Origin of the sequence: Enterococcus sp. B2E4 (assembly GCF_030499455.1) — a bacterium.
Classification (GTDB): domain Bacteria; phylum Bacillota; class Bacilli; order Lactobacillales; family Enterococcaceae; genus Enterococcus_D; species Enterococcus_D casseliflavus.
Genome location: NZ_JAUKPK010000012.1, coordinates 82963 through 102638 on the forward strand (window position 1 = coordinate 82963; position 19676 = coordinate 102638).

General features: G+C 32.4%; 15 protein-coding genes and 2 pseudogenes. 14 read left to right on the plus strand and 3 right to left on the minus strand.

Annotation, left to right across the window (positions count from 1 at the left end):
* Window positions 1-24: 24 nt before the first annotated feature.
* Together Q1X33_RS09610 and Q1X33_RS09615 are read right to left on the minus strand one after the other, a co-directional pair.
* Window positions 25-1191: a site-specific integrase gene (locus tag Q1X33_RS09610; RefSeq protein WP_301969642.1), complete on the minus strand. Its 1167-nt coding sequence runs from the start codon at window positions 1189-1191 to the stop codon at window positions 25-27.
* Between the two features lie 54 nt (window positions 1192-1245).
* Window positions 1246-1896 carry a helix-turn-helix domain-containing protein gene (locus Q1X33_RS09615; protein ID WP_367652789.1) on the minus strand — a complete coding sequence of 217 codons (651 nt, stop codon included), beginning with the start codon at window positions 1894-1896 and terminating at the stop codon, window positions 1246-1248.
* Between the two features lie 74 nt (window positions 1897-1970).
* Here Q1X33_RS09615 and Q1X33_RS09620 point away from each other — a divergent pair, with 74 nt between their 5' ends.
* From Q1X33_RS09620 to Q1X33_RS09650, 7 genes and pseudogenes are all read left to right on the plus strand, one after another.
* Window positions 1971-2171 carry a helix-turn-helix domain-containing protein gene (locus Q1X33_RS09620; protein WP_002319736.1) on the plus strand — a complete coding sequence of 67 codons (201 nt, stop codon included), beginning with the start codon at window positions 1971-1973 and terminating at the stop codon, window positions 2169-2171.
* 11 nt (window positions 2172-2182) lie between these two features.
* The gene (locus Q1X33_RS09625) at window positions 2183-2509 is read left to right on the plus strand and encodes a hypothetical protein (RefSeq protein ID WP_002321715.1); all 327 of its coding nucleotides are present in this window, start codon (window positions 2183-2185) and stop codon (window positions 2507-2509) included.
* Window positions 2510-2663: 154 nt separating this feature from the next.
* Entirely contained in the window at window positions 2664-3707 is a 1044-nt protein-coding gene (locus tag Q1X33_RS09630; RefSeq protein ID WP_301969643.1) for a replication initiator protein A, read from the plus strand.
* Window position 3708: 1 nt separating this feature from the next.
* The gene (locus Q1X33_RS09635) at window positions 3709-3927 is read left to right on the plus strand and encodes a hypothetical protein (RefSeq protein WP_301969644.1); all 219 of its coding nucleotides are present in this window, start codon (window positions 3709-3711) and stop codon (window positions 3925-3927) included.
* Window positions 3914-6301, plus strand: a pseudogene (locus Q1X33_RS09640) (pLS20_p028 family conjugation system transmembrane protein); the annotation flags it as partial. The gene Q1X33_RS09635 and the pseudogene Q1X33_RS09640, both read left to right, overlap by 14 nt.
* A gap of 196 nt (window positions 6302-6497) precedes the next feature.
* Complete coding sequence (locus Q1X33_RS09645; protein ID WP_301996751.1) at window positions 6498-6686, plus strand: hypothetical protein; 189 nt, start codon at window positions 6498-6500, stop codon at window positions 6684-6686.
* Between the two features lie 1588 nt (window positions 6687-8274).
* Window positions 8275-8589: a hypothetical protein gene (locus Q1X33_RS09650; RefSeq protein ID WP_301969646.1), complete on the plus strand. Its 315-nt coding sequence runs from the start codon at window positions 8275-8277 to the stop codon at window positions 8587-8589.
* Between the two features lie 51 nt (window positions 8590-8640).
* On the opposite strand, the gene Q1X33_RS09655 is transcribed toward Q1X33_RS09650, so the two are convergent.
* Window positions 8641-9414, minus strand: coding sequence for a hypothetical protein (locus Q1X33_RS09655; RefSeq protein WP_301969647.1), 774 nt, complete (start codon window positions 9412-9414; stop codon window positions 8641-8643).
* Between the two features lie 104 nt (window positions 9415-9518).
* Here Q1X33_RS09655 and Q1X33_RS09660 point away from each other — a divergent pair.
* The 7 genes and pseudogenes from Q1X33_RS09660 (at window position 9519) to Q1X33_RS09690 (ending at window position 18698) form a co-directional block, all read left to right on the plus strand.
* Window positions 9519-9764, plus strand: a pseudogene (locus tag Q1X33_RS09660) (helix-turn-helix domain-containing protein).
* Window positions 9765-10067: 303 nt separating this feature from the next.
* Window positions 10068-10646, plus strand: coding sequence for a restriction endonuclease subunit S (locus tag Q1X33_RS09665; protein WP_086322063.1), 579 nt, complete (start codon window positions 10068-10070; stop codon window positions 10644-10646).
* Window positions 10647-10649: 3 nt separating this feature from the next.
* Window positions 10650-13724: a type I restriction endonuclease subunit R gene (locus tag Q1X33_RS09670; protein WP_301969648.1), complete on the plus strand. Its 3075-nt coding sequence runs from the start codon at window positions 10650-10652 to the stop codon at window positions 13722-13724.
* Between the two features lie 6 nt (window positions 13725-13730).
* Window positions 13731-14723 (plus strand): virulence RhuM family protein, encoded by a 993-nt coding sequence (locus Q1X33_RS09675; RefSeq protein WP_301969649.1) that lies wholly within the window; start codon window positions 13731-13733, stop codon window positions 14721-14723.
* Entirely contained in the window at window positions 14720-15895 is a 1176-nt protein-coding gene (locus Q1X33_RS09680; protein ID WP_301969650.1) for a restriction endonuclease subunit S, read from the plus strand. The genes Q1X33_RS09675 and Q1X33_RS09680 overlap by 4 nt, the downstream gene beginning before the upstream one ends.
* A gap of 15 nt (window positions 15896-15910) precedes the next feature.
* Window positions 15911-17527 carry a type I restriction-modification system subunit M gene (locus Q1X33_RS09685; protein WP_301969651.1) on the plus strand — a complete coding sequence of 539 codons (1617 nt, stop codon included), beginning with the start codon at window positions 15911-15913 and terminating at the stop codon, window positions 17525-17527.
* Window positions 17528-17576: 49 nt separating this feature from the next.
* Window positions 17577-18698, plus strand: coding sequence for an Abi family protein (locus Q1X33_RS09690; RefSeq protein ID WP_301969652.1), 1122 nt, complete (start codon window positions 17577-17579; stop codon window positions 18696-18698).
* Window positions 18699-19676 lie beyond the last annotated feature (978 nt).

The following is a 19676-nucleotide window of genomic DNA, read 5'->3' on the forward strand; positions in this document are numbered from 1 at the left end:
GTAATAAGAAAGGTAATGACAATATTATAAACCAGTGTAAGCAATGAATTTTTCTAACGCATTTCGTTGAGCTTTTTCAGTAACATGAGAATAAGTGTTAAGGGTAGTTTCAGCATTTTTATGACCCAATCGATCTTGTGTTTCTTTGATACTTGCTCCACCTTCTAGTAGAAGAGTAGCGTGAGTGTGCCGGAATCCATGAATAGTAACGTGCTTAAATTTATATTTCTTCTCTAAACGTTTCAATATATTATTTGAATAGTCCGCATGCAAAGGTTGATTAATGTCACCGTCTGCATTTACATAGGTAAAGATAAGTTGATTTTTTGTATTTGTATTTATGCCAAACTGCAAAATCTCTCGAGCTTGTTCTTTTTTCCAGAGTTTTAACATTTCAATAGTTTGTGCATCAATTGGTAATATTCGTTCGGAAGATATATTTTTTGTATTTTTTTGAATCCTGATAGTTTTTCTTCTTGCATTCTTCTCTTCATTTCGAATAGTTGTATAGCTCTTTCTAACATACATTAGCTGTTTTTCAAAATGAATGTCAGACCAATGAAGAGCAGCTAGCTCTCCTTTACGTATACCAGTAGTAATCAAAAGCTGGAAGATTAAAATATGTTTTAAAGGCTCTTCTTTATTGAGAATATCCCAAAAAGTTTTTAGTTCTTCTAATGAAAAGTAATTTTCATTTTCTTTCTTTTCCCGCTTTGGTAGATTTGTATTTGCCATAGGATTTCGGTGTAATAGCTCTGCAAAAATGGCATACTCAAATATTTGAGAGCTGTAAGACTTAAGCTGTTTGATATTCTTGAATTTTAAAGCCCATTCATTGACTGCATTCTGACAGTGAACAGGAGTAATCTTAGAAATGGACTTATTCCCGAATTTTGGTAGTATATGCAAGCGGAAAAGGTCTTTTGTACGTTGATATGTCGTTTCTTGTACACGATTCCTATAAGAAGGCAACCATTCTTCATACACTGTTATAAACAAGTCATTAGAAGGCTTATGATAGCCGGTATCTTCGATCTCGACCTTTTTTCTTGCTTCGTGTAACTTGGCTTCTTTTTCAGTTTTAAACCCTTTTTTTACATAGTATTCTTGCTTTCCATTTTCATCTTTACGAACATACAAGCGGACACTATATCGTGCACCGCTTTTTGTTGTGTACTTTTGTATTGACATAACTAATCTCTCCAATCTGATAACTTGGCGAGTTGGCTGATTGAATAATTAGTTTTATTGAAGTTTTGATATTAATCGAGCTGTTATCTCTCTTTTTAGATTGTTAACCTGTACTTGGGTTAAGTTGCCAAATAACTCAGATTCTAACTCTTTTCTTTCATCGATATTTAAGTTTAAAGCTTTATTAATAAACTTCTTTTGTTTGGCAAATAGAATCGTGTATTCAAAGGAGTCCTCTAGAATACTTTTTAAAAAAAGAAAGTCAGAGTCATCTTCTTGAAGTTTGACTTCAAGTAAAGAAGTCATGGAAAAGTATAGATTAGATAATTCAGTAAAATAATCTGAGTCAAGACTGGCAATATTCTTGACTATTTTGTCCTTTTTTTCTAAACGAGCAGTTTTTATTCTATCAAGATTAGGTTGTTCTATGGAATTTGTTTCGTCTAATCCCATCAAATAACTTACAGGAACATGGAAATAATCAGCAAGGATATTCCATGTTTCAGTATTTCTAGGATTTCGCTCACCACGGTAATAGTTCGTAAGAGTTGTATAGTTAATACCAGTTTCTGTACTAATTTGTTTAATGGTCTTTTTACTGGAATCAATATAAAATTTTATTCTATTCAAAGTAACGCCCCCTATATTAAATTCCAAACTATTATAGCATAAAAACCACAAATTGAGTAATATTTTCGTTGACATTACTCTTTTCGTGGTTTAAAATGTGCTTATTAAGATAAAAACCACAAAGTGAATAATTTGAAAGGAGGATCTGAATGATAACTCTTAATGATCAATTCATTAGAAGCTTAAGAAGACATAGAGCCGATCTTATACTTACTAAAAACGATGCAGCAAAATTGATAGGTATAAATCGGAAAACATATGTCAAAATCGAAAATGGGAGCAAAGAAAGTATTAGAGCATCTACTTATCAAAAGTTGGTAAATTGGTTACTTAATGATTTGAAAATCTAAATAAATACAACTTGGCGAGTTGGCTGATTGAAGAAATAGAAAATGAGAGGAGAAAAATAATGGATGCAGGAATTACAGTAATGTTAGATAAACAACAAACGAATCAATTGAAAAATTATGTTTTTGAAATGACAAAAGAGGCTATTGATCAAGCAAGAATTGATACCGGATTAGAAAGACCATTTCTAAAAGGAAAAGAGATGGCTAAATATTTGAATGTATCATATACAACTTTTTTGAAATTTAAAAGAATGGGATTGCCAGTTATTTTATTAGAAAAAATGGAGTTGTTTTCAAAAGAAGAATGCAAAAAATGGATATTGAGTCATCAAATTTAAAAAACGAGGTGATTTTTTGAATAATGATGAAGTAGAAAAAATTAAAAAGAGTGTTCCCGTCAATTTGCAGATCGGGGGAACACTCAATAATAAAGTTCTGAGAAAACTTTATTTGAATCTATTATAGCAAATAAAATCAGAAGCAGGTGTGACAATGAATGAAAAAGAAGTTGAAAGCTTAGTTGAAAAGCAAGGCTATTCTAATTCTGATATATATGCAGAATTATACTATCAATATCCTATTTTTTTAAACGTAAATGAAAAATATAAGAAAATGAAACTAAGTTCTAAGTTAGTTTATATGTTACTAAAAGATAGAAATAGACTTTCATTGGAAAATAACTTGTATGATGAGAATCAAAAAATTTTTTTAATATTTGAAATCAAAAATCTCGTAGAAATTTCGGGAATGTCAAAAAATACAATCTTATCAGCACTAGATGAACTTCAAAAAGTTAAACTTCTTGTGAAAAGAAAAAATGGCTTCAATAAAAGTAAAATGCAAATGTTCCCAAATTTTTATTATTTGTTAAAGCCTGTTCTGTGCAAAGATGATGTTTATAAAATTAATAAGATAACCCATCAAGAAAATAGTCAAAAAAACTTGATAGTTCAAAATTTGAACTATGGAACAAATCAATATTCTGTTGATAGTTCAAAATTTGAACTATGCGACACATCAATGAAAACAAGAGACAAAAACAATTTTGCTGATAGTTCAAAAAATGAACTAGAATTATATAAGTCTTATAAAGATAGTAAAGATATTAAAGAATCACATAATGATGATCTTCTTGAATCACTTTCAACTAAAAATAATAAATTAGATGAAGAATTGATTGAAACATTTATTGAAGAAAATCTTCTTAAACAAATATGGGGAAAAAGTATTGTGAATTGCTTAAAATTGGCTAGCAATAGTGATTATCGTCAATTCGAAAACTGGTACAAAAAATTCAATTATGCAATTAAGTCCGCTGAAAAAGAACAAAAAGTTCAACTGAAAATTATCTATGAAATTTGTAATAATAGTTATTTTGTAGATCATGTTAGAGAACAGCTAGCAATGACTTTACGTGACTTGATACGAAGAGCAAAAACAGATCATCGTATCAAACAAAAAAATAATTATATCTTTACTTCTCTAAAAAATAAAGCGTTAGAACTAATCAAGCTACAAAAAAAAGAGGGAATTTAAAATGATTGAAAATCATCTAGTAGATAAGATTTACTGTCTTGATCATAACGCAGATACTCTTGAGTTAATCGAGAGTATCTGCTTCAACACAGTAGTTCTCGATTTAAGAGCTGAAAATGACAATTGTGTAACTCATGTCATAATTAATCAAAAAATGGCTCAGCAGCTCTCTGAGAGTCTTAGAAAATGGGCTGAAGGAGAAAACTATGAAAGCAATTAAAGAAAAAATCGTTAGTAGAAAAATAAACTGGTTAGCACTCAGTGTACTTGTTTTAATGATTAGCATTGTTTTTACAAGTAATATTGTTGAAGCTAGCATTTTCAATTGGTTTGATGACACAAAAAGTCAAACAGAGTTTTTGAATAATTCTCTTTATAGATCTTACCTGAAAAAATACAATGGAGATTTCCTTAGTCAGTTTGGGTTTTGGCTTGGATGGGCTGTGGTAAAAGGTATGTTTACTGTGACTGATTCGATTCAAAATATGATTCCAGATGTGCTAGATTTGTTCAATTTTATTGAAAGTACAGGGCTAAATAACGTTTATCAATCAGTCATGAATACAATGGTCGTTGGATTAATGATCCTTTCATTGATGTTTGTTGGCTACAAGATGATTACTGGAAAAGGAACAATAGATTTAAAATCTGTTGCAATGAATATAGTGATGTCTGTAGCATTAATTCTTTTAATGCCAACGATGATTTCTAGCGGTATTCAATTTTCCAAAATATTTTACAATGATGCTACTACGATTACAAATTCAGATGACGGAGTCGCTTGGTCATTGATAAAACAAGGAGTAACAGATTTGGCATATATTAATAAAACAGATCAGTACTCAAGCATTGATAAAACGGAGGATCGAAATAAGTTAACACGAAAAAATTTTCAACAGACGGATCTCACACAAGTGTTGACTGATAAAGTGATTGATAAATTGGAAAAAGAAAATCCAGCTGCGGATAATCTTCGCTATGAATTAGTTGAAAATTCTAATAATGAATTTGTTGCCACAAAGTTTTCTGATAACTTTTTATCAACATTTTCTGATAGCTTGAAATCAGGCTATTATCGCTATCAAGCAAATCTTTGGGGGATTTCGATTGGGTTGACAGCGTTGGCAATCGCATACGTGTTTAGCGCGTTTGTCATTATTACAGCAATACTAGAACTTGCATTTAAACGTGTGTTAGGTGTTCTTGTTTTTGCAACAGATATTGAAACAGGACAGCGTTCAAAAGTTGTTCTATCAGATATTCTACAGTGCTATTTGACTGTAGGATTTCAAGGATTTGGACTATCCATGTTTGCTATGTTTATCAATTTTCTGAACTCAGGACAAGGTATCTCAACAAATATTTTTATAAAAACAATTGCTTATATCTGTGCAGTTTTTGTTTTAATCAAAGGCAGTGGAACAGTCATGAGATACTTTGGTGTTGATATTGGACTCAAAGAAGGCTATGGACAACTTGCTTCTGCTTTTGGAATGGGTGCAATGCTGTTTAGAAAAGGATCAAATGGATTTAATCGTGCCAAAGGAAGCGTAAACGGAAATGGATCAGACAGCGCAGAAGGAGAAGATCGAAAACCAGAAAAGAATTTCGGCGAAACTTTATCAAAGAAAGTTGGCAAAACTGGAAGAGTTTTGGGATATGCTCATGAACGTGGATTATCAGGTTTAGCTTCAGATGGAGCTACAATGGCTAGTGAAAGAGCAACAAAACCATTTAAGAGTATGCGTGATATGGCTAATGATACCAAGAATAAGTTCAAAGAAGGTTTAGATGATGGTACCGTGTCCGCTATTAATAAAAATAGCAAACCTATGTTGGCTAAAAATAAAGAAGATGAAACTGGAAAATATGCTGATTCCATGCCAACACGTCTTTCGGATAGAAGAGATGGTGCTAAGGTTGAAAATGCTGATAGAATTATGTCTAGTTCTGAACGTATGCGTGAGGCAATGAAAAATAATGCTGAATCGAATAATAATCCTGCAAGTGCAATTCAGCAAAAAGTTCAACAAGATATTGAAGAACGCAAAAATGCTATGCACGGTCAAGCTAAGTCTGCTGAAGAATTAATTAATCAGAAGCGCCAAGAAGCGAAATACACGCCTGAAGCAATGAATCGTGAGGAAATGTTAAGGAAACGTGTAGAAGGACGTACAGGCGCTAATATGGACGAAAAAGAAGCGTTGACCAAAGAAAGAATCCAAGAAGCTAAAAATTCATATACAGGATTAGAAAAATTAGTCAAAGAAAATCCACAAAATTCTACAAGTAGTCAAGGTGGCCGATCAGTAGATGTCCGAGAAAATATTCAAGGTTCACTGAATGGTCATGTCGGACGGAATGTTGATGTAAGAGAGAATTTACAAAGTTCTTCAAATGCTCAAGGTACTAAGACAATTGATGTTCGAGAGAATGTGCAAAGTAGCAGTACAAGACAACCAAAAACAGTAGATGTTCGAGAAAATGTACAAAATTCTACAAGTAGTCAAGGGTTCAAAACAGTAGATGTTCGGGAGAACGTTCAAAAAGATAGTGGAGAAATGAAATTTAATACTAAAAAAATCAATATCTTTTAAGATAGAAAGTCAGCGAATAAATTTGTTTCAATTCTTGAAACATTGATTATTTATAGTGAAATCCGTGAAAATGATAAGGGATCAAAACCAAGACGAAGATTCACTTATGAAGATAACGAGTTGTTCAGAGATACATTTAATGATCCTAATCCACTTTTCGATAGTCTATTAAAAAAATAAAGAGGTGATTGTCATGCAATTAATTCTGCAGATTAGTACGCATGATTTCTTAGAACTTGACGAATTATGTGAATCAGTAAAGAACGCAACAAATGAAAAAATCACGGTCACTAATTATATTGAACTGATGATTCTAGTAGAATTGATGTTGAAACATGAGATAATTAACAAACTGTATTATTGTTATCTAGAAAAAAGTTAAAAGAAAATCCATGAATTAAATGTTTTTTGAAAATTGTATTTGACATGGATTTATGACAAAGAATTATTGGGGATTAAGCGGTTATTCTCTTCCACTTCAGTGAAAGAATGGGTAAAAGAGCTAGAATATGTAGAGCAATATTGACAAAATATAAAGGAGCTATTGTTTAAAATTGGAGTAACAAAAAAATAAAGAGAGGTTTACACCTGTCAGATTAAAAGTGATAGTATGCCCTATGAAACTTGCAAAAGAGTTGAACCGATATACATTAGGTTCAACTCTTTTTATTTGTAAATTGAAAAAATATCACCGAAGTGTCGAATGAAACTGTGACCAAAGTAAACAAGAAAATAAATTTTGTAAATAAAATAAAGTAGTATAGAAAGATATTGATGAAGCCAATCAAACCTTAGAATTTCAAACGCTAGATAATCAAATAGATAAAAAAATGAAATCAGTTCTATGCGTACGACTAATAAAATAATAAATTTTCAATAGAAGAAAATGGAAATGAAATCAAATAATTATGAAGAAAAAACAAAGCACTTAGAAAAGTCTTCAATCAAATTTCAGTAATCCAAATACAATTTATTAAAGGAAGTTTAGAAAAAATATCTAATTCAATTGTCACTATTAAAGAGAAAATTTGAGAGGAATATAAAGAAAAGAGAAAAGCAATTAAACGCAAAAAAAATGTAGAACTTAAAAAATATAAAGAGGAACAACCGTTAAAATTAGGAATGATGTTGTGTAAACATTATAATTGCTATGATATAAATGAAGTGTTAAAGAAAGTAAATTTAAACCAATTTTGTAAATAGAAAAGAGAGTGGCAAGCTTTATCTTGCCACTCTTTTTTTGTGCGTAAAAGCCTTAGTCACTATGACCAAAACTACGGACGAAACTAGGACCAAAAGTAGGTACTATATTATGACCGAAAATAGGTCCAAAATGGATTTTTTTGTGATATCAAAAAAATATGAAGTGATTTTGTAAGAAAACCAGTTGGCACAGCCAACTTAGCCACCTTCCTGTAGGAAGGTGCTATCAGTTTTCCCTTATGCTCTTTTGTTTTATATGTCTAATACCATTTTGTAATGTACCATTTTTAGAAATTTATCCTTGAAAACAATTGCGTTATTGGATAAAAAGGTGCTACATTATCTTAAAAAAGGAATCAAATATAATGAATTTAGTGACTAGCACATCGTGTGATTAAGATATTTTATACTGCAAGTTGAAGTAGAAAAAATATTTAAAATATACTTTCCATTTTAATGGGAGTAAAAGGAATCTTGTTGTTGCTACTAGTAATGTACTTTTTTGGAAACTATGTAACGATGTAAGCAAGATATTTTTACAGAAGAAAAAATGATAAATGTTGTAATAAAAGATTTAAAAAATAGGAGAAAATATATCAAGCGGATGGTATAAAACGCGCATTTAAAAATATTAGACTAACTAAAAAAATAAGTTTACAAAGCATGGTCGTGTAGTACAAGTGACCTATGCACTGAAAAATGATAGAGGAAATCTGATACGTCCGCAACAATGATCGATTGAAAATGAAAGTGAGGTAATTGGGAGAATGGTTGATGAAAATAAAGTTGTTCCGCTTGAAACACTAGTGATAAATAAGGAAGAGTTTGAGCAACTTTTTCTTGATTTTTTTATTCAATATGACTTAATTTATGATTTTAGTTCGTCACTAGATTTATTTGAATTAGAAGCAGAAATAAAAAAAAACAGCCAAGAGGAAGATGGTAACATTATCATTTCAGTAGAAAAATTCCTTGAATTGTTTTCGGAAATATTTGAAATAGATACAGACTATTATCAACCACAAGAAGTTTTCCAATCATTTAGAAATCAGATTATTCGCTCAGGTAAGACTGTAAACTAAAAACAATAAAAGAAACGTCGAAAGAATAATTATTCCTTCAACGTTTCTTTTTTAGAATGTTTTAATGACCAAAGCAGTTTCATTGTCAGGCTTAGGTAATTCCTGAAATCCTGTATTTATAGTGCTTAATTGATCAACTAGCCATGTTTTACTTTTTGAATTGTAGATAAATCTAAAATTAATATCGTTATTATCGTGTTGAAGGGGCGTCTCCAAATAATCTGCTGTATATTCATAGTCAACGTAACCTGCTAATACAAAAGAGAGTATCCCTTTATTTAATGTTAGATTTAATGGATGATCATACGACTTTATTTTTTTCAATGTCATATTGTGCATATCTTCATCCATAAAAGTTGAGTTCGTGATTTCATCTTGGGTCTCATTAAAAAAGTTATCCGAATAATCGCTTATTTTTGAAAAGTCTTTATTGGCACCAGCTTCAAAAAATTGTTCAACTTTTTCAGTATAAAGTTGTGTTAACGCTCCTTTTTCAATATTAACTTTAATATTTTCATGTCTATCAATTTGTGTGCTGTTAAGTAAGGGAAGTTCAGCTTTTAGTTTTATATCGTCTTGATTTCTTTCAATTTCAATTGGCAAAATCTTTTCAGTAGATTCAGTTTCTGATAAAGGGACATCTAGTTTTTTATCATGATAATAAGCTTCAAATCCATCTGGAACCGGAAAAAAATGTATTGGGTAATTCTTTTCTGAGGTTGTTGTACTAGTTTCCGTATTTGTAGAACTTGTGTCAGAAGTGGTACACCCGCTTATAGTTCCGATGAGTAAAGCGCAGGTTAGAATGATTGCAAATTTTTTCAAAAAAATTCCTCCTTAAAATTGAATATGGACTAATACTAGTCCCATTGTAGCATACCAAATCTTTAAGATTAATAAGAAAAAGGACTTATTTTAGTCCAAAAGGTGTGCTATTCTTGAAAGAGGAAAAAATTATTGATAGAGAAAATGTAATCGGTAGCAATATTAGACGAATCCGATTAGAAAAAGGAATTGGTCAAACCGAGCTGATTAGAGACCTACAGCTTCGTAAAATTGCTATTAATTTGGAAACGTTTGTTTAGATTGAAGGTGGCCGCCAACACATTAAGTTGGATCAATTGAAAGCCATCAAAGATATTCTACAGGTGTCTTATGAAGATTTGCTTCAATGACTACTTGTAGTCTTTCAATTAAAAACTATTGTGGTACACCCTTATGTGTAACGAAGAAATACTGGTATAATAATGAGTGATATATGTAACGTTAGGGTATAGGCTTGTACTACACTAGAATAAAGATTAAATATTTAAAGGAATCCGCATTTTTTTGCGGATTTTTTGTAATATAAAATTATTTCCATTGACGAATTACTGTATAAGGTTTATTATAAAAACGCAGAAACGAAAAAGAAATATATGATTATTTCGATAAATCGTTTAAATGAGACCTGAATTGTATTTTAGGAGGAAGTATATATGGAAATGAGAAAGCTTTCTGAGTTTGTAACCTTTGTTCAAGGAATTAATCAATCAAGAGCTGAAAAACAGTTTGGCAATCAAGAAATTGATTATTACGATCAAGCTTCATTTGAAGAAGATCATAAGTATTATAATGAAGCGACTCAAGAGGAAAGAGTAAACTATTTATTTGATCAAGAAGTATCTTTAGATAAACGCGATGTTGTTATTAGTAATTCACTTCAACGGGCAACAATGGTAAGTGGACAGAATGTTGGTAAAGTTCTGTCTCTAAATTTTACAAAAGTAGAGTTTAAAAGTGATTTGCTAGACAAGCGCTATTTTCTTTACTTATTTAACAATCATAAAGATATTCAACGTCAAAAAGATCGAGGTCTTCAAGGAACAGGTCCAGTTTTAAGGTTAACAAAACAGTCTCTGGAACAACTTGTTATTCCGCTACCTCTTATAGAAGAACAAAGAAAAATAGGGGGGATTTACACTGAATCATTGAAATTACAAAGTAAGTTAAGTATATATACTCGCTTGTTAGAGCAATTTACAAATTCTATGTTAGAAAAAAGTTTGGAGGAATAGATTATGACAAAGCAATTCGGTATAAAAAGTCAATCTGAATTAAGGTTCGAGCAAGAAGTTGTGGATTATCTAACAAGAATCGGTGGCGTAAAACAATGGGAATATAAAGCTGAAATTAAAACAACAGAACAATTATGGAACAACTTCAAAAAAATTCTAGAACAAAATAATCAAGCTCGGCTAGATGAACCGTTATCTGCAACAGAGTTCAATCAAGTGAAAAAAATTATTACCAATATTAATACGCCTTATCAAGCTGGACAATTTTTATATGGTGTAAATGGTGTATCAGAAATTGAAGTTGATCTTGATAACGGAAAGCATGTTTTTTTGACCGTTTTTGATCAAGCCCAAGTTGGCGGCGGAAATACAGTCTATCAAGTCGTTAATCAAATTCAACGTCCAAAAGTTGTTGATGGTAAGCCCAATCGTCGGTTTGATATTACACTTTTGATTAATGGGTTACCTATTATTCAAATTGAGTTGAAAAAGGCGCTACATAATGCGACAGAAGCTTTAAATCAAATGGAACAATATATTGCTGAGAAACAATTTAGTGGGATTTTTTCTACCTTACAGATACTCATTGCGATGACCCCGTTTGATATTCGTTACATGGCAAATACTACATTACAAAATTTCAATCGTGCATTTGCTTTCAATTGGCAAGATGAAGAAACAGCTCATCCAGTACGTTCATGGAAACTGTTTGCAGATAAAGTATTGTCTATTCCCATGGCCCATGATTTATCTACTCGATATATGGTGTTGGATGGGACAAAGAACAAAGAAAGTATCAAAGTCATGCGCCCATACCAAGTCTATGCAACAAAACGTGTACTTGATAAAGTTAGAAAATTTGATTTTAAGTATGACGAGGGCAAGCTAGGCTATATTTGGCATACGACAGGTTCAGGCAAAACGATTACAAGTTTTAAAACGGCATGGTTAGCGAGTCGTTTATCAAATGTAGACAAGGTTATTTTCTTGGTAGACCGAATTGCATTGACGAACCAGACAGCAGATGCCTATAGAGCATATGATCCAATCGCTGGATTTGAAGGGAAAACTGGTGTTGTAAGTGATACTGCCAATATTTCTGACTTGCACCGTAAACTTACCAAAAAAAGTGATAAAAACATCATAGTAACAAGTATTCAAAAAATGTCTCGATATGTAACAAGAGACAGCTTTCAACCATTAACTGAGAATGTATTATTTATTGTCGATGAAGCACATCGTTCAACAGGTGATGGGACTAAAAATGAAGGGATGCTAGAATCTATTCGAAAAGCCCTGCCTAACTCTGCTTGGGTTGGTTATACAGGTACACCTAAGTTTCCAGAAACGCGAGAAATTTTTGGTGACTTATTACATGCTTACACGATTAAAGAAGCTATCGCTGATAAAAATGTTTTGGGATTCAAAGTGGAGTTTAAGGAGACGATTGAAGCACCAGCAGATCCTACAGAAGAAGATATTGACGACAATCTTCGTGGCAGTGTGTATGATAATAGTCCCGAGCATGTAGAACTTGTTGTTGAAGATATTTTTGATAACTGGAAAGAACGCTCCAATAATCGAAAATACAATGCGTTATTTACAGTACATGTAGGGGGAAATCGTGCTAGTACTCCTCGAGCAATGGAATATTTTGATAAATTTATGGAAGAAAATAATAAACGGTCAATTGAGGATCAGATAAAAGTTGCCGTTAGTTTTTCGATGGATACATCAAATAGTAGTCATCAGCTAAAAACAAATGAAAATCTTCATCGAGCAATTCAATCCTATAATAGATTGTTTGGTACTGCTTTTGATATGACTACAGTTAAATCATATACAGAAGATTTAGCTAGACGTTTGAATAAAACAGCTGACGATGGAAATTATTTGGATCTAGTCATTGTCGTGGATCAACTATTAACAGGTTTTGATGCACCGGAGCTTAATACATTGTACATCGATCGTACTTTAAAAGGGGGCAATCTGATTCAAGCATATTCACGTACGAATAGAATCCATGATAGGGATGCAAAGCCACAAGGAAATATTGTTAATTATCGTTGGCCTGTCCAAAATGAATACGAAATGAACAAGTCTTTTGCTATTTATTCAAATCGAGATTCAGCAGCAGAACAATTATCGCTAGATGAATTAAAAAAAGATAATGAAGAGTCGGGAATTTTATCAAAATCATTTAGTAAAATCGAATCAGAAACCAAAGAAGTGATTCAGAAATTAGCTGAACTAACAGATAATTTTATTCAATTACCTCCAAGTGAAAAAGCGCAAGAGGAAGTATTTGAAGGATTACAGGAATACAATCGATTACTAAATCAACTGAAGCAATTCACGGAGGATGATGAAAAAAATCCCGTTTCTGTTTATGATGAACCGGAACTGTTCTATGACCGCTTAGGAATTACAGAGGATCAAGAGGTTATGCTGACAACGGTACTTGCTAACGAGTTGCGTGAACGCCGAGCCCAAATCGAAAATATCGATATATCGCAAGTCAATTTAGAGATGACGCATATTCACGATGTGACGATCAATTATGATTATCTGATTGAATTGATCGCACGAATGGCAGATGAGGTTCATGAAGATAAAATGGATCAAGCTGAGCTGACAAAAAATGAGATCGATGTTGAAATTGCAAAATCGGATAGCGATAAGGAGATTACGAAAGTTCGCAATTTTGTTTCCAAGATCTTTACGAAGGAATTCATCTTTGATAAGTATCCGGCTCCTAGAGATGTTGAAGAAATGAATCAAGCGATGGAACAATCTCAAAAAGATAGCAATATCAAACTATATACAGAATTTGTTCGCACATGGGGATTGGATAATAGTGTGAAGCCAAAAGATTTAGCCAAATTAATTTCACGGCATCGAGTTGGTCAAGAAGATATGGACAAACAAGGTGAACTAACAGCAATGATGAACGATGCACGAACAGATTATAAAGAAATCGCAGCAGCGGAAGTGGCGAATCTTTCATGGGTTAAGTATCGAATTGAATTTCGGAAAGCTTTCTATCAGATGGCGGACGAGATTAAGAAAGGGGAGTAAGTTCTATTGAATGAAATTCAGTTTTTAATTTATGAAGATAGTGATAAAGTCGAAGTGCTTATTCGAGAAGAGACAATTTGGGCGACGCAAAAGACGATCTCACAACTTTTTGATGTTGGGGTACCAGCCATTAGCAAGCATTTAAAAAATATATTTGAGTCTGGCGAATTGGAGGAGGATCGAACTGTTTCCAAAATGGAAATAGTTCGAAATGAAGGTAGTAGAGAAGTAAAAAGAGAAACGACATTTTACAATTTAGACGTTATTATCTCTATTGGTTACCGAGTTAATTCTCAAAAAGCAACAAAGTTTAGAATTTGGGCAACAGATATTTTGAAAGACTATATTCAAAAGGGATTTAAGATTGACGTAGAGCGAATGAAACAAGGTGAGAATGCTTTTGGAAAGGATTACTTCCGAGAGTTACTAGAAACGGTTCGCTCAATTCGTGCCAGTGAACGAAGAATTTGGCAACAAATTACCGATGTATTTGCAGAAATCTCTTATGATTATGACAAAAACTCTGAAATTACGAAGCAGTTTTATGCGACTGTACAAAATAAATTTCACTATGCTATTACTGGAAAAACAGCTGCGGAGATTGTTTTTAATGGTGCAGATAAAACAAAAGAGAACATGGGACTGACGACTTGGAAAAACTCTCCAGATGGAAGAATCCTACAGTCAGATGTATCAGTTGCTAAAAATTATTTATCAGAAAAACAAATTCGCAGTCTTGAACGGAACGTATCTTCTTATTTTGATTATGTTGAGCGATTATTGGAAGATGAAACACTTTTAGGTATGGAAGATTTTGCCAAAAGCATAGATGAATTTCTAACATTTAATCGCTATCAAATTCTTGATGGAAACGGAAAAATTAGCAGTAAAGCAGCTAAGAGAAAAGCGGTTGATGAGTACAAGGAGTTCAATAAACATCAGCATATCGTTTCTGATTTTGATAAGGAGATAACGAAGATCGAAGGAGAGTTAAAATGAGCAATGAAATAACAAAAGAACCTGAAATTCGATTTGACGGATACGAGGGAGATTGGGAACAGCGTAAGTTTAATAATTTAGTAGTTAGAGTCAATAAAATTACTAACTCCAACAGTCTTCCAAAAATTGAATTTGAAGATATCTTAGCAGGAGAAGGTAGACTTAATAAAGATGTGAGTCAGAAGTTTGACAATAGAAAAGGAGTAGAATTTTTACCAAATGATATTTTATATGGAAAGTTGCGTCCATATTTGAAAAATTGGCTCAAACCCTCTTTTACAGGGGTAGCACTGGGAGACTTTTGGGTTTTCAGAGTTATAAAAAGTGATTCCGACTTTATTTATTCTTTGATTCAATCGGATAAATACCAAAGAGTAGCTAACGACACTTCTGGTACAAAAATGCCTCGATCAGATTGGAAAAAAGTATCAGAAACAGAATTTCTTGTTCCTGATAATAGGAACGAACAACAAAAAATCGGTAACTTCTTTAAACAACTCGACGACACTATCGCTCTTCATCAGCGTGAGCTTGATCTGTTAGAGCAAACAAAACAAACTTATTTAAAAAAAATGTTTCCTAAAACAGGTGAAGATAAACCAGAAATTTGTTTTGCTGGATTTACTGACGCTTGGGAACAGCGTATGTTGGGGGATGTGTTCTCTGAACGATCAGAACGCAGTAGTGAAGGAGAACTTATCTCTGTCACTATTAACTCAGGAGTTGTAAAGGCAAGTGAACTTGATAGAAAAGATAATTCCAGTAATGATAAGTCCAATTATAAGAAAGTTGAAGTTGGTGACATTGCATACAATTCAATGAGAATGTGGCAAGGTGCAAGTGGTTATTCCTCATATGATGGTATTCTCAGTCCAGCATACACAGTTATCATTCCAAAAGAAGGAATAGATTCAAAATTCTTTGCGTATGATTTCAAACGACATGACATGATTCAAACGTTTAAGAGGAACTCACAAGGCTTAACATCTGACACCTGGAATTTGAAATTTCCAACTTTAAAATCAGTCAAGGTAATGGTTCCTTGTATGGAAGAACAGACCAAAATTTCTAACTTTTTTGAGAGACTTGATACTACCATCACCCTTCATCAGCGTGAGTTGGATTCACTAAAAGAAATAAAAAAAACATTGCTACAAAAAATGTTTGTCTAAAAGGAGAGAAAATTAATGAGTAATGCAAGTGAGATTACAGCAAAATTATGGGCAATGGCCAATAAATTACGTGGAACAATGGATGCAAGTGAGTATAAAAATTATATTTTACCATTTATGTTCTACCGCTACTTATCAGAAAATCAAGACGAGTATTTAGAAAAAAATGGGTTAGACGAGTACTACGAAGTCACTGACTCTGAAGAAAAAGAAGATTACTTGGAAGAAATCAGTCGAGGAATCGGTTATGCGATTGCTCCGGAATATACTTGGGAACAGTTAGTATCAAAGATTGAAAATCACCAAATCAAAGCGAGTGACTTTCAGGATATGCTTGATTCGTTCAATTTGAATGCGAAACGGAATCCAGTTGCCGAAGATGATTTTGCCAATGTTTTTTCGGACATTAATCTTGGAGATACTCGGTTAGGATCAAATACGAATGAACGAGCAAAAGCCTTGAATGATGTTGTTTTGATGGTGAACGATTTTACCTTTAAAGATGATTCTGGTCACGATATCCTGGGTGATGTGTATGAATACTTAATTGGTCAATTTGCTGCCAATGCAGGGAAAAAAGGTGGAGAATTTTATACCCCACATGAAGTAAGCCAAGTACTAGCAAAGATTGTAACCAAAGATGCGAAAGCGGATGATACTCAATTTCGAGTTTATGATCCAGCAATGGGATCAGGCTCGTTGCTGCTGACAGTGAAAAATGAACTACCCGAGGGCAATAAGCAAGGCAGTGTTGATTTCTATGGACAAGAGTTGAATACGACAACCTATAACTTAGCTCGTATGAATCTGATGATGCATGGTATTAATTATCGAAATATGAATTTGAAACGTGGTGATACCCTTGATGCAGACTGGCCATTCGCAGAAAAAGATGGTATGCAAATTCCATTAAAATTTGATGCTGTAGTGGCTAATCCGCCATATTCTGCTAAGTGGGATATAAAGAATGTGGATCGAGAAAAAGACACACGGTTTAAAGGTTATGGCGTAGCACCCGCTTCTAAGGCAGACTATGCGTTTGTGCTACATGGCCTGTATCATTTAGATAAAACTGGAACGATGGCGATTGTATTGCCTCATGGTGTACTATTCCGAGGAGCTTCTGAAGGAAAAATCCGGAAAAATATCATTGATAATAATTTGTTAGACACTGTTATCGGATTGCCGGCAAATCTATTTTATGGGACAAGTATTCCAACTGCTGTGTTGGTATTCAAAGGAAGAGAATCTAGGAGAACAAAAGATATTCTATTTATTGATGCTTCTAGTGAATTTGTCAAAGGGAAAAATCAGAATAAATTATCACCAGAAAACATTGACAAAATTATTGAAACCTATGAAAAACGGGAAGATGTTGAAAAATATGCACATGTAGCAACCTTAGACGAAATTAAAGAGAATGATTACAACCTAAACATTCCAAGATATGTAGACACGTTTGAGGAAGAAGAAGTGACTCCATTACCACAACTTGCACAAGAATTAGCAGATGTGAAGCAAGAGATAGAAAAATCGACAGATAAATTATTTGAAATGCTAGGTGAATTGCACGGGACAACAGATGAAGCGCAAGAAGAATTGCGGAAGTTTATGGAGATGTTGGGAAGATAGTATAAAAATAAAGAGATAAAGGAGGTGTGTTTTTATTAAAAGCGACAAATTGGCCAAATTAAAGTTGCAGTTAGAAGAAGAAAAGAGAGTTAATCAAGTCTCTGAAGAATTATCAGAAGAAATTAAAGACCTTTGTAAAAAAGCTAAAAACAAGGAAATTTTTTCGATTACGGATCAAATTAAATATGCTAGATTTAAAGGAATAGAAATTTCTGAATCGGATGAAAGTATTGTTCGGGATATTTTATTAAATCGAACGTATTATTTTAAGGTAACCGCATACCGTAAGAATTTTGAAAAAGATATAAATGGAAAGTATATAGATTTATCATTTGTAAAATTAGCTGATTTAGCAAAAATTGATATGTATTTAAGAGTGATTTTGAGTAGAATGATTTTTGAACTTGAACATTCTTTGAAAACTTTGATAATAAGTTCAATCACTAACTCATTAACCGAAGATGGATATAAAATTGTTGAAGATTACGATATGTATATGCAAAATAAATTTATTGATAGTCAAAGAAAAAAAGGTAATACTAAAACAAATGAAGAAATCTTGTCTGAATATACACAAGCTTCTGAAAAGATTCTAGATAAGGTGAAAGGGAAGTTCGGATATGATTTTGATTTTTATAATCATCATCATGATAAGATTTCAATTTGGGCTTTATTAGAAGTTATGACCCTAGGAAATTTAGAGCGATTTATCACTTTCTATTTCGAAGAAGAACATTTTGGATATCTAGGATTAAAAACAGCTCAAAAATTATTAAAATATGTTACGAATGTCAGAAATGCTTCTGCACATAGTAGACCTCTTATTTATAATATTGTTGAACCTTATCAATTTGGTAGAGCTGACAGCAACTTGAAGAAAAGAAGGCCTGTTATTCAATTAACACAGTTTGCAACCAATGCGGGTCTTGATTCTGAACTAATCGCCAGAGCACTCACCAATATGAAAATGAATGATATTGTGGCTACTATATATCTTCACGAAAAATATGTTCAGACACAAAAGTTGAAAGCAACAAACTTTGAAGCTCTATATGATTTACTTGATCGCATAAAAGTTAATAGTAAAATGTATGAAAAAAACCATGAACTTGTAGAAGTTTTCTACTTTTTTGAAAAAATTGTAATGGAGTATGGTAAATTAATTACTTGACTATTGAGTATCTTGGATGCTATTCTTTAGTCAGATGAAATACCCCTTCCGAAAGGGTAGATAGTAACGGGTAAAAGCGAAGCTATTTTAGGATTAATGATGTTGAAAATAAGTATTGAGTAGTGTACTTATTTTTGGCATCATTTTTTATTTGGCACAGAATATTCCTCAATTAGCCAACTCGCCAAGTTGTGGTAATGATTTGAGGTAATGACAGGATATAACTTTATTTAACTAAGTAGAATTATATGAATCATTAAATGCTGATTTTACATGGTTTCTTTCTCTACAAAACATTATAAAGCAAAAGTTTGTTTAACCAGGTCTTAAGAAAGCTCGTAAAGCTTCACAGTTTTCAAAACGTTAATATATTCTATATATCAACATTTCAAGACATTTTCCATTTATTTGGGAATGTCTTTTTTTTGTTTTGTGGTAACATATAGTATAAAAAATAGAAGGAAATTAAACAAATGAGGTGAGTTCGTTTAATTCTGAAGAAATGGAAATTATGGTTAACAGTGATTTCGAAAACTATTTAATACCTTTGGGACTTCCATCAGAAAATATACTAACTACAAAGTCGTAAAAGAATCAAATATCAGGAAGCTTTTAAACAATAATCCAAAGCATAAATCTAAAAATTCAAAAAATGCAATATAACTTTCGAAATTTAATTGGAAGATTTGTCTCAGCGTTAGATGACTTATGGAATGAGGTTGTTATTAATTTATATAACAAAAATAATAGTGTGTTGTATGGATATTTTTTGTGATTCAGCAGTAGGAGATAATTTAAGAGAAGATTAGTTGATATAAATGACTTAATTGATATTAAAGATAGAGTTTTATTAGATAATTGTTTAAAGATTGAGATAAAAACTGATATTGTTCATCAAAAATTAGTTCATATGTTGAATAAGAGGAATAATATTAGTAGCGCTCATCCAAACGATGGACAAATCAAACTTTTTGAATT

Bases quoted from the DNA above. Each gene is read 5' to 3' on its own strand.
- Q1X33_RS09610 (WP_301969642.1), bottom strand. From the start codon at position 1,191: ATGTCAATACAAAAGTACACAACAAAAAGCGGTGCACGATATAGTGTC.
- Q1X33_RS09615 (WP_367652789.1), bottom strand. From the start codon at position 1,896: ATGTCAACGAAAATATTACTCAATTTGTGGTTTTTATGCTATAATAGT.
- Q1X33_RS09620 (WP_002319736.1), top strand. From the start codon at position 1,971: ATGATAACTCTTAATGATCAATTCATTAGAAGCTTAAGAAGACATAGA.
- Q1X33_RS09630 (WP_301969643.1), top strand. From the start codon at position 2,664: ATGAATGAAAAAGAAGTTGAAAGCTTAGTTGAAAAGCAAGGCTATTCT.
- Q1X33_RS09635 (WP_301969644.1), top strand. From the start codon at position 3,709: ATGATTGAAAATCATCTAGTAGATAAGATTTACTGTCTTGATCATAAC.
- Q1X33_RS09645 (WP_301996751.1), top strand. From the start codon at position 6,498: ATGCAATTAATTCTGCAGATTAGTACGCATGATTTCTTAGAACTTGAC.
- Q1X33_RS09650 (WP_301969646.1), top strand. From the start codon at position 8,275: ATGGTTGATGAAAATAAAGTTGTTCCGCTTGAAACACTAGTGATAAAT.
- Q1X33_RS09665 (WP_086322063.1), top strand. From the start codon at position 10,068: ATGGAAATGAGAAAGCTTTCTGAGTTTGTAACCTTTGTTCAAGGAATT.
- Q1X33_RS09670 (WP_301969648.1), top strand. From the start codon at position 10,650: ATGACAAAGCAATTCGGTATAAAAAGTCAATCTGAATTAAGGTTCGAG.
- Q1X33_RS09680 (WP_301969650.1), top strand. From the start codon at position 14,720: ATGAGCAATGAAATAACAAAAGAACCTGAAATTCGATTTGACGGATAC.
- Q1X33_RS09685 (WP_301969651.1), top strand. From the start codon at position 15,911: ATGAGTAATGCAAGTGAGATTACAGCAAAATTATGGGCAATGGCCAAT.